The organism is Maribacter sp. 2-571 (genome assembly GCF_050589625.1).
Taxonomy (GTDB): Bacteria; Bacteroidota; Bacteroidia; order Flavobacteriales; family Flavobacteriaceae; genus Pelagihabitans.
This window is the reverse complement of record NZ_JBNGOP010000005.1, coordinates 109,219-120,841: the sequence shown is the minus strand read 5'-3', so window position 1 is coordinate 120,841 and position 11,623 is coordinate 109,219. Positions and strand designations below refer to the sequence as shown.

General features: G+C 43.6%; 7 protein-coding genes. All 7 read right to left on the bottom strand.

Annotated features, from left to right (window positions below):
* Positions 1-7 precede the first annotated feature (7 nt).
* Positions 8-3,655, bottom strand: coding sequence for a hypothetical protein (locus ACRD7P_RS05625; protein ID WP_430906542.1), 3,648 nt, complete (start codon positions 3,653-3,655; stop codon positions 8-10).
* Between the two features lie 74 nt (positions 3,656-3,729).
* Positions 3,730-4,926, bottom strand: coding sequence for a hypothetical protein (locus tag ACRD7P_RS05620; protein ID WP_430906540.1), 1,197 nt, complete (start codon positions 4,924-4,926; stop codon positions 3,730-3,732).
* A 3-nt stretch (positions 4,927-4,929) separates the two neighbouring features.
* A complete protein-coding gene (locus tag ACRD7P_RS05615) occupies positions 4,930-6,063 on the bottom strand; it encodes a hypothetical protein (protein WP_430906538.1) in 1,134 nt (377 codons plus the stop codon).
* Positions 6,063-7,277: a hypothetical protein gene (locus ACRD7P_RS05610; protein WP_430906536.1), complete on the bottom strand. Its 1,215-nt coding sequence runs from the start codon at positions 7,275-7,277 to the stop codon at positions 6,063-6,065. The genes ACRD7P_RS05615 and ACRD7P_RS05610 overlap by 1 nt, the downstream gene beginning before the upstream one ends.
* On the bottom strand, positions 7,267-8,274 hold the full coding sequence (locus ACRD7P_RS05605; RefSeq protein WP_430906535.1) for a hypothetical protein: 1,008 nt from the start codon (positions 8,272-8,274) through the stop codon (positions 7,267-7,269). Before ACRD7P_RS05605 ends, ACRD7P_RS05610 begins: the two co-directional genes overlap by 11 nt.
* An 824-nt stretch (positions 8,275-9,098) precedes the next feature.
* Positions 9,099-10,769 (bottom strand): N,N-dimethylformamidase beta subunit family domain-containing protein, encoded by a 1,671-nt coding sequence (locus ACRD7P_RS05600; RefSeq protein WP_430906534.1) that lies wholly within the window; start codon positions 10,767-10,769, stop codon positions 9,099-9,101.
* A gap of 88 nt (positions 10,770-10,857) precedes the next feature.
* Positions 10,858-11,610: a WecB/TagA/CpsF family glycosyltransferase gene (locus tag ACRD7P_RS05595; protein WP_430906532.1), complete on the bottom strand. Its 753-nt coding sequence runs from the start codon at positions 11,608-11,610 to the stop codon at positions 10,858-10,860.
* Between the last annotated feature and the right edge of the window lie 13 nt (positions 11,611-11,623).

Sequence of the window (11,623 nt, the reverse complement as noted above, 5' to 3'; positions counted from 1 at the left end):
GGTCGGTCTATTGGTTTTTGTAGTTGTATTCGTAGTCGGTCACCAGATTGCCCTCGGCATTCTTTACGGCCTTTAGGCGGTTCAGGTCGTCGTATTCGTAGTAGATGGTATAGCCCCGGGGGTCGGTCATGCTAGTGACCCCGATGAGCCGATTATAGGTATAGGTAGTTACCAATGTTTGATCTTGTATATTGTTTCTTAAGTTGGTATTGAAAACTTCCCATCGGTCTTTTTGGGCTTGATTTGTGGCTATATCGGTTAAACTGGCCAATAGGCCTTCAAGCGATGAATACCCCGTTGGTAAGATTGAGCTACTTTGGAGTAAACTTTCAATGGACTCCTCAGAATTGGAGACTTCAATGACCGGAAAAGCATCATTATATCCCCAAAAGTATCTGGTTGGGCTTGCGGCAGTTTTCCGTACCTCGGTGATATTGCCGATATCATCATGTACAAGTGACAAACGAGGTTCGTAAAAACTAGAAAAACCGACTCCGTCGGGCGAGAATTCAAACTGGGTATCTCGGTCGATTCCCTTTAACTTTATACTATAAAGGGTCTCTGGGACAATAATATCTTCTTGGCCCTTCAGTTCGAACTTTGTAGCCGTACTTCCTGTAAGTACGCCATCGATAGAGCTGACTTTTTCTATGGGCATATGTATGAGGTTCTTATCGATCATACGCTCGACAATACCGTCTCTCGTAGCCGCAGCATAATCCAATGGATACTGAAACTCTTGTTTTATGGTCCTGTTCTTACTATCGAGGAATTCTTCCGATGTTATCTGTAAATGGTTGGGATTGGTATATGCATAGGTTTTTGCAGTGGTCACCTCTCCAGCATTCTCATTAACCGTAGTGGTTGTACCGGTCACGCGCGAAATACCGCTCGAGGTATTGAAATAGGCCCCTTTGAAAGAATGGTTAGATGTACGGCTGCCGTTGTTGTAATCGATTCGTGCGATATAGGGTGATATTTTGATTCCTTGAAAATTCTTGAAATGTAGCGATCCTATTTCGTCGAGATGTTCATATACGTTACGCATGGTCCGGGCGAAGGTTGCATCTCCTCTAATTATGGCGTCTTTTTCTTTCAAACCACGCTGCCAGTCACGACTATCGACAGGCGGATAGGGAAATTCCGGTTCGGTCAAAGAACCATTTGAACGCCTATCGGGATGCGAATCGGGATTGGTATAGTTATGTACCGTTTTTCCATTACCTGCTTCAAGTTCTTCGACCTGTGAGTATCCGACCCATGATCCGTTCGTGGTATTAAGTGGTGCGAACGAAGTACCTGAGAAAGCCAGTAGCCGGTTGGTGTATTGATTGAATGTTTCATCTCCCCTAGGGGTGGTGGTCACAGCATTGATAAACTCTAATTTGGTTTGTAAATTGAAGGGGAGCGAGGTTAAATATCCCGAAGGCCCCCCATTGGCATCCGTATATCGAAACTCTCGTTGCCTGGCAACATTATTTTCATCGGTACGGTCAAGAACCTTATGAACCCTTAACCCCCCTACATCATCGGTTTCGTATTTCATGTACTCGTCCCAAGCCACGTCAATTCTATAAGGAATGAGATCATTGAAGATGAATTCTGGATTATTGCTCACGTTATAAGGGAGTAACGGATGGTTTATTGTCGGCCCTCCCATAAACCCATACTCATACCACTTGTTGACCTCGCTTCTATAATCAAGATTAAAACTTGGATGTATATAATGTGTCAATCGATAGCGACCATTTGTTAAAAAAGGCCTATTGATTTTTTTTATCGACCGATCCCCGCCGAATCCTTCCCAAAGCCTGTAATTTCCTTTATCCACGATAAATACATCATCTTCGATAACGTTACCGGAAGCATCGATCTTATCTATAAAAATCATGAACGGTAAATCAAAGATCAACTCCCCGGGGATGGCCTCCCCGTCCGCGGGAAAATTATACCCGGAAATATCCAGATAACTACCTCCCTTAAGTACATCCATTATTTCAAATTCGATGGATTTTTCATTTCCAACACTTTCGAGATGTGGAAAGATCTCGAGTGAGTTTTGAGCATTTGTGCTCCTTCTGTAGTAATCTGGCTTATTTGCGGCCTGATTCAATTCGTATTGAAATTCGGTGCTTCCACCGGTAGGATAGATAATCTTGTTCAGGGTGCCGAGCTTTGTATAATTCAAGGATGGGGAACGGTCCCCGCCACCCAAGATTGCAGGTTCCGAATTGTCTTCCGCAAGCGGCGAGACCGGAAAATAGGTGTATGGCATAAGGCTGGAATTCATGGCGCCATTATAGTGTCCCCAATAATCCTTTGAAAGGGAAAACCGATGTGGTAAAGATTCTGAAAAATCATATTGGAAAAAATAGGGTGGTTTGGAGACGCTTCCCTTCCCGCCGGTTATTTGTTTCAGGAAAAGCCTTTGATTACCGGGACTTTCGTGACTGCTATTCGGCAAACAGCTTCTATCATCCGCATCATAGTTTACAAAGTGATCATAGAAGTATTCGAATTCGTGTCTTTCAATCTCTTTTTCATCATTGTCAAGGACCATTATTGATTTAAGATATTTATCACCGTTTATATCACAGCGATAGTTAGCGCCCTGAACAAAAACCACTGATCCTTTATCGAACTTTATTTTTTCCAATCGCCTAGGATTCGTCAAGGTGACGTTTGTCGTTGCTTTACTATCATAACCGTCGGTCACCCAAGGGGCAATCGTAGGGTCCCATCCCGCTCTGGAAATCAGTAAATGCTCGGTACTGCCCGAAAAAATCTCATAGCGCAAAGGCCCGAAATTGTCCGAATACTCGAAGGTAATGTTGCCAGCGGAAGTACTGGAGGAGATGCTTTTAAGATACCAGGAGTTTCTAACATTGAGACTGCCCGATTGACCGGAAGGCCTTGATCCCGCTCCAATATTAGAACTGAAATCCGTTCTGGTATAAGAACTCATCTCTTCCCACTCATCAAAGAAAAAGACATGCCCATTAGGGGTTGTTATGGTGATTTCCGCGATCTTTCCTCCTCCATCAAGCCCACTTATATTTATCTTGGTATCCGAGTATGGTATGGTTCTGCCAACCAACGCTCCTCCCTGGCTTTCAAGTACAAACTTCCCAGAGGCCCCCGGTACCGAATAGTGAAACATGTCCGGTTCCCCATCTTTGATACCGTAGGCAAATTCGGTGTACTCGACACTATTGTTATCACCGCCCTCCACTCCGCCATATATTCTTTGCGGATCTGGTAGTTGATCGGGCAAGGTAACGGACAAATAGCCTCCCGGGCCTAAATCGTCAAGCCCACGAATGGAACGGGTAATGGTTCCCCCTGCCTGTAAAGACCATCCTGCACCTACCCAGCTTGATTGTTCCTCGACTTTTAGGCCCCCGGCATGATAATTAAGGGAAATCGGCACTATAAGATCCTTATCCTCTATCGTATACAACGGAATAGAAATATTTGGGATTCCTGTATAGGTTCCGACCGGTATTTCACCAAACTTTCCCAAGATCGCTGAGTTCGGCGAGGGTGGTAGTACCTTTGGGGGCTCTATGTCTTGTGAATAGGCACCGTGGATCATTAGGGCAAAAACTGAAATTAGCCAATAAAAATGCTTCCCAGATCTTTTTGTTTTATTCATTTTACTCAATTTTTCGATTAATCGGCATGAAGATTGAAAGGTTATTTGTGTTTCTCGGAATATCGGAAGACCCTTTATTTCGTATTAGATTCTTTTCCAAGGGAGTTACAATCATCTCGGCTACTTAATTTTTTCACGGCTGTCTTAAGCTTTTGAAGCTCCCTTTGTTGTTGTAGTGTATACAACGTCAATTCCTCAATCTTCTCCAATAACAACCGATTCATCTCCCCCAATTCGATACCGTCGGCCTCGACTTCTTTGGCCGAGGGGATGTTGATCAAGTGCCCTTTTTTGGCAATCTGTTCCTCTACTTCGGCAAGCGTGGGCAAGGGATAGTCCTTTTCAAAAACATAGTCGGCCCAACCGGTCTCTACCTTTATTTCTTTGGCGCGGATCTTCCCGTTTACGGCCAGTTTCCAATCGGCCCCAGGATCGGCGGTACCGATGCCGACATTGCCGGAGTTGTAGTGGATACCGTTGGTGTTTGCGGACCATAGCCCTCCGCCACCACCTGCGGCAGCTGCGATCGCTGGGGCCAGCATTTCAGAAACGGATGGCATTTGGGGGTCCGTAGTTTCATAGATGGATGGGTTCCAGAAGTATTGTTTGCCAACATCATAATATTCCCCATACAAATAAAACTTGCTGGAAATACGGTTGGTGTTTTGACTAAAAACGAACTCTTGCTGCATGGGCATCACCATATCTCCCGTGGTGGCATCATAAATACCCCCTTCTATTGGGGAATTAAACGGTTTGTCCTTACCATGAATAAACCCTACCATTAAATACCATTTGTCCAGCTCCGGTAAGAATCCATAAAAAAAATGGGAGTTGGCGGGTTGGCTACCATCTATATTTTTTCCCGCGAAGCCTCCATAATCATTGTAATGTGCTCCCAAACCAAAGGAAGTTTTACCGGAACCGTTAATATCCAGGTTGCCCGTTTTTTTAACCCATACCGTGTACCGATATGCCTTTGTATTGTCCGGTATCGTAGTTTTCTCGCTGTCCCATCCTCCAGATTTACTGGCGCTAGATACCGGGCCAACAGCTTTCCATACCAAACTTTCGTTTCCGTAAGGGTCGGTATCGTTTTCCCTTAAGGTATTGTCATTGGTTCCATACTGATTAAAAATCCCTACCGAACCTGTTCCCGGTGTCCATACCGAGGAATCCAAGAGGTTTTGGGCAAAAAGGTGAGGTGAACATCCACAAAACCCGATTACCAAAAGAAATTTTAAAAGGCTATTATTAGGCATTGCTTTCATGGGCTACTTGTTATTAAGGTGCTTTTTTTCTATATTTTCAAGTCGTTTTAACCGTTCTTCTTGATTTAAAATGTAAAGGGTCAACTCTTCGATCTTCTCCAGCAACAGTTTGTTCATTTCACCCAACTCCACTCCATTGGTTTCTACCTCGGCAGCGGAAGGGATATTGATCAAATGCCCTTTTTTAGCGATATGTTCCCCTACTTCGTCAAGCGTGGGCAGGGGATAGTCTTTTTCGAACACATAATCGGCCCAACCGGTCTCTACCTTTATTTCTTTGGCGCGGATCTTTCCGTTTACGGCAAGCTTCCAATCGGCCCCCGGATCGGCGGTACCGATACCGACGTTGCCGGAGTCAAAATGAACGCCGTTGGTATTGGAGGACCATGGGCCCGTATTCCCTCCTACCACCGCTGGACCCACACTACCGGTATCAGGGTTGAGCAACTCTGCTATTGAAGGCTCCTGGTCGTTTAGTTCAAAAATCGTAGGGCCGTAGTGAAACTGGCTCTCGCCAATGGACCCACTATACAAATGGATTCTATGGCGCAGAGAGAGTGCCTCCGTGGTAAACTTGAAATCTTCCAATTCGACCAGCTTATCACCTTGTACGTTATATACCCCTCCGGTTTTTTGGGTTCCCGTATATCCACTACCATGAACATAGCCGACCAATAAATACCAGGTGTCCAAAGTGGGTAGATCGGACCTCAAAAAAAAGGGATTGTTTTTTACGGTACCATCTAGTTTAAGGCTCTGTTGGGTATTCCCATTACCAAAAACATTAAAGGAGAAATGCGCATTTCCCGATTGAGAGCCCGTTTTTTTGACCCAAACAGTCAATCGATAACTTTTGGTATGGTCAATGGCAATGTTAGCGGTATACCAACCGCCGTGACGGCCTCCAGCGGACTCCGGAGTTCCCCGCCATACCATAGCGGTATTCCCAAAAGGATCCAAACCAGGCTCCCGAACATTTTCGGACTCTGCTCCTTCCCGCTTAAAAACATCATCAAACGTATTCCCTGTGCCTGCGACCCAAGAAGTAAGGTCCAACATGTTCTGTTGTCCAAAAGCAAAACCGGTTACAATAAAACACCCTAAAACAATTCCTTTTCTTAGAAATTCATTCCTCATTAGTTGTCCTTTTTATTGCTTATTAATTGTTTTGCCAACAACCGTAATTCGATATTCATCCGTTCCTGTTCTTCTTTTAAGCTTTTATTTGCTTTTTGAAGGGCCAACGTTTTCTTTTCCGAAGCTATTAGATAAAGGGTCAACTCTTCGATCTTCTCCAGCAACAATTTGTTCATTTCACCCAACTCCACTCCATTGGTTTCTACCTCTGCAGCAGATGGGATGTTGATCAAATGCCCTTTTTTAGCGATATGTGCTTCTACTTCGGTAAGCGAGGGCAAGGGATAGTCCTTTTCGAACACATAATCGGCCCAACCGGTCTCTACCTTTATTTCTTTGGCACGGATTTTTCCGTTTACGGCCAGTTTCCAATCCGCACCAGGATCGGTGGTGCCGATACCAACGTTGCCAGCGTCAAAATGAACGCCGTTGGTATTAGAGGACCAAACGCTAGGACCTCCTCCTTGTGAAGTAGTATTCCCATCAACCAAGTTGGAAATAGAAGGTTCAGAACCGTCTACTTCTTCGAACCTTGGATCAAAAAAAAGCATATTCTCACTGGTACCGCCTCTATTGTTCAATTGACAAACAACATGAAAATTGGGACTAGCCGTATTAAAAAAAAAAGGAGAGGTACCCAGGTCACTTATCTTATCTCCTTGTAAATCATAAAAACCTTGTTCCGAGTACGCTTTAGTAGAGCCTATTCCTTTGACAAATCCCACCATTAAAATCCAATTTCCATTTCCGGGTATATTCCCTCCGGAACGGAAATAGTAATCCCGACCAATTTTCGTACCCGTACTATTTATGAAATCAGAATTATCAGTTGTGGTGCCCTTGAGATAACTTATCAAACGAGCGTTGTCGTCGTTTAACACCTTTACCCATACACTAAAACGATAATCCCTTAGATTACTAATTTCGGTTGATAATTGCCTACTGCCCATACCCCGCAAAATGTTGGTTGATGAAGGTACCACCCTCCATAGCAAAGCCTCCAAGCCAAACGGATTGGTCCCTATTTCAATCATATTTTCTCCAGCATTACCAATTCCATTATAATTCGGTAAATCCTCCGTAGTGCCTTCTTCCCAGTTGCTGGAGGGAATCATATTCTGAGCGGTGCCACGACACACCATTAAAACCGAAACTATTGCTAAAAAAACGCTCCTCTTGATATTGTTTTTGTTCATGCCCCAATCAATGTTCAACTTTGCAAGTATTTTTTTTCAAAGCTTTAAGCTGTAATTCAAGTTGTTCAACTTTAGAATCCTTTGTTTCAATCTTTTTATTAAGCTCTAACAAGTAAAGGGTCAACTCTTCGATCTTCTCCAGCAACAATTTGTTCATTTCACCCAATTCCACTCCATTGGCTTCTACCTCGGCAGCGGAAGGGATGTTGATCAAATGCCCTTTTTGGGCGATATGCGCTTCTACTTCGGCAAGCGTGGGCAAGGGATAGTCTTTTTCGAACACATAGTCGGCCCAATCTGTTTCCACTTTTATTTCTTTGGCGCGGATCTTCCCGTTTACGGCAAGCTTCCAATCCGCACCCGGATCGGCGGTGCCGATACCGACATTTCCTTGCTGATAGGTTATATTAGTGCTTGAACCCGCGAACGCCCAAACGGAACTCCCTGTGGTAATTTCCCGGTCCTTACACGATATCAAAACCTGTACGCGTCCGCTACCATCCGTTAGGCTTGCCGAAACATGCAACCTTAAATCGTAATCGGATGCCCCGGCATCGTCAATATCAAAGCTATACAACCTCCAATCCGAATGGGTAATTCCCGATTGTAGATCGATGTAGCCGCCATTTGCCTGTCCCGCAACCGACCCTTGGACACCGATCCGGGCCCCACTTCCGGCCAGCACCCTTAAGTACACATCCACATGTACTTTTTGGTTCTTATTGTTTCCCAATCTGAACATAGCGGTAGGGCTAGCGGTCGTACCATTGCCTTGGATTTCCAATACGTAGTCGGTAATTCCGTTGGTATTGTCGGCAACGGCTTGCCATGTAGCGCCTCCATACGGTGCAAATCCTGTTTGTGATGGAATTTCGTTTACATTATACGGTGGCAGGCTTGCCGCGCCCCCGGTGACATGTAATTCGGCATTTGGATTGTTTTGATTTGGATAGGTTTGGGCGGCAACCCAAAATAATTGACTGATAAAGATGATCCCAGTTAAAAAAAATTTCATTTGAAACGATTTAGTTGTTCTACGATTAATGAGCGCTTTTGTTGGCTTTTTTATTTACCATAAAAATCCAGGGGTCTTGCCCCCACCTATATTATTTTATAATTCGGAACTGTTCCGCATTCATTCTCTTCAAATAGCCCTATGCATATCACGTGTACCTACAATATAACACCTACTGGACCGTGATGTAATTATCCAGTACATAAAGGTTAGACCGCTATAAAACCCTAACTACGGTACATCCTTCGCCAATAATTTTTCAGGACAAACCCTATCTCAAAAAGGTTATAAACTTACAGGAACGAGTTGAAAAATAGCTGGTCAACTAGATAAAATACAGATTTTACCGTTGACTAACACTTTAGCCAGAACTTGCACACACCCTAACAACGCTTACATCTTTCTAGTTCAGCGTACCGTTTCGGTATTGATCAAAGTAATTGTTTTGTATAAAAATTTCTTCTAAAACCTTTACAAATGTTCTACTAACCAACACTTCTTGGCAAGTGGACGTTACTGGAATCCGTTAATCGACAAATAACAATAAAGCCTGCGCTATTTTTAACTTCAAACATAAGTGGTTTCACTGCATAAAAGCTGCAGTGACGGAGTAAATTTTAAATGTATCCGTAATTATCAACTACCGAAGTGTCTTTCTATAGGGCGTAACTACTTGATATGTAGTTAGTTGAAAAAGGAGCGCCGCAACGTTTTTGGCGGTAGTAAAAGCTATAAATCCCAAGCATCTTTTGGATTGTAGTGCTTTATCACTTAAAAGACACTATCGCTATCGAAAAAATTCAAACGTTATCCGAATATTGCTTTTAACGTCTTGGTTTTCCAACTTCATTTCCAATAAACCGTTTTATAATGTTTGCGGTAATCTGCTCGGCATTCGTATTTTTTCGGGAAGAACGGAGCAAAGGAACGTTAAAATCGTCTAAGCCCCAAGACCATTGAATGCCTCCGGACGAGAACACCATAGCACCATTTACATCCTCATATAATGTCATATCCGACGTCGTCTCATCTTTTGCATCACCACCGCGCCCCCGCCACTCGAGGAGAAGAATTCCCAAAGCAAACGAGATCCCTAAAACCATCAGCAATACCATTAAAATCATTTTAGACAGCCATAAATAATAGCATAAGCAACATATGGATGCTAGTATCCCCAACCCCAAAAATATGGTTGCCCGGCGTCCCCAAGTTACGGAGAAACCAGACTTTACAAAAAATTGAATTCCTTTACGTGTCCAGTATTGACCTTTTCTTTGTAAAAAAACACCAAAATTGTCCGGAATTAGACTTTTCACGGGAGAAGAACACAACACAACAGTGTTTGGGGGGGACGCTTCCGAAATTGCGTCTACCTCATAGCCAAGAAGCCCCACTAATTTATCCCCATACTCGAGGGAAGTCCCATCAAATACCCAATGCGATTCATTTGTCACCACATAATCTGTGTCAACGGGATCCAAAACATGCTGCACGCCCATTAACTTTGCTTCCGGATTATTTAGAGGGTGCTCCCTAAACTTTACCGTACACCTGCCTGTCTTGATCGGATCTAAAGAACGGTCCTTATAACAGACCATAGTTCTCAGGGGGCTTCCGGAAAGTTCACTATCCTCCAACCTTACTTGCCAGTACATGGTGTTGCCCGAAAAAAAGGCGACGTTACCACCTTGCCCTATTCTTTTCCTAACATTTTCGCGCATTTGAAAGCTCCAGTACTCATCATGCCCATGTGAAATAAAAATCGATGTTTCAACGACGGCCCTGTTGTTTTGATGCGTGTCGATATTAGTGATATAACCGACGTCATACCCTTGTTTTTCCAACCAACGGACCATATTATAATCCCATCCCGCACTACTAATAGGGTACGTGCTTTTGGAATTAGGTTGCACATTACAAAAAAACTCACCCGCACCCATACCATAGGCGGCCGCTCTGTTATTGCTTCTTGCATAGGGGCGATCGAACGATACTTTAAACGCTCTTTTTCCCGGAAAACCTCCCCATTGTTCAGCATCGCCACTTCCCCAGTCGTAAAGCGACTTTCCTCCCCAATAATTATAGGCCTGATAGGTCGTCACCGGTAACTGGAACACTACATCGGACACCTTTGCATCGTTCCTGACCACGAACAAAATATAGCTCTGCTTTTGGGTTACGCTCTCCGTCAACTTTGCGACATAGATACCGGTACACCATGTAACATGCGTTAACAAGGTGTATGACTTTCTCCAATCACATTCCAACAAACCGTTTTCGACCTGCGATTTTGGCATAGGCTGTAAAAGCCCTTTTAACTTTTTCTCGGCAGTTACAAGCCTCGCGCCCATTCCTTGATACCATCCCATTCGGTAAATATCCAAATTATAAAATGGAGCATTGGTACTTACGTAAAAATCAATTTGCTCACCGACATTAATACTGGTTTTAGAAGCATAACCTTCTATTTCCCTATTAACTGCCGGTCTGTTCAAAAACCAGCTTTTAGACCCCTCGTGAAGATTTTCCTTAACTATTTTATTTTCCAAACGAAAAAATACCTATAATGGTTCAAATCATGGTTTACTTGCCTACCGACATACCCAAACCCTTTTTAATCCCTTCCTTGAACATGTAGTAAACAAAAACAAAGCCGTAATTTACATACCTCTTCCACATTCGTTTCGGCTCTTTTATCAAACGACCAAGCCATTCCAACCCCATATTGATCCAAATTTGGCTTGGACGCTCTACGGTACCGGCATAAAAGTCGAATACCGCACCGATCGAACATATTAATGAGGCATCGAGCCTTGTCTTATGCTCCATGCTCCATTTTTCCTGTTTTGGTGCTGTCATCCCCACAAAAAGGACATCCGGTTTAAAGTCGTTTACCGCCCTAAGTATCTCTTGGTTTTCTTCGGCCGAAAACTCTTTCTTGAAAGGGGGCGAGTAACTCCCCACTCGAATATTCGGAAACTCCTCTGCTATTCGTGCTTCGATTTTCTTCAGCGTATCCTCCGAAGACCCCATATAAAAACACGCACCATTTTTTTCATTGGTATCCCGCAAGAGAAATTCATGAAGGTCGGCACCTGCAATTTTTTTTATTTTTTTCCCGTATAACAGTTTATACGCCCATACGATTCCTATCCCATCTGGGAGGAGCACGTCACTACTCTTCAAGGAATCCCTAAAAATCGCATCTGATTGGGCCATACAATAGGAATACTGATTTATAGTGCTTACCAGTATTTTATCCCTATCCAGGATGTTTTCCAGTGAAGCGTTGAAAACATGGTAACCCAGAAAATCTATCGAACTATTTTTTGGCATTTTTGAGTTATTG

Bases quoted from the DNA above. Each gene is read 5' to 3' on its own strand.
- ACRD7P_RS05625 (WP_430906542.1), bottom strand. From the start codon at position 3,655: ATGAATAAAACAAAAAGATCTGGGAAGCATTTTTATTGGCTAATTTCA.
- ACRD7P_RS05620 (WP_430906540.1), bottom strand. From the start codon at position 4,926: ATGAAAGCAATGCCTAATAATAGCCTTTTAAAATTTCTTTTGGTAATC.
- ACRD7P_RS05615 (WP_430906538.1), bottom strand. From the start codon at position 6,063: ATGAGGAATGAATTTCTAAGAAAAGGAATTGTTTTAGGGTGTTTTATT.
- ACRD7P_RS05605 (WP_430906535.1), bottom strand. From the start codon at position 8,274: ATGAAATTTTTTTTAACTGGGATCATCTTTATCAGTCAATTATTTTGG.
- ACRD7P_RS05595 (WP_430906532.1), bottom strand. From the start codon at position 11,610: ATGCCAAAAAATAGTTCGATAGATTTTCTGGGTTACCATGTTTTCAAC.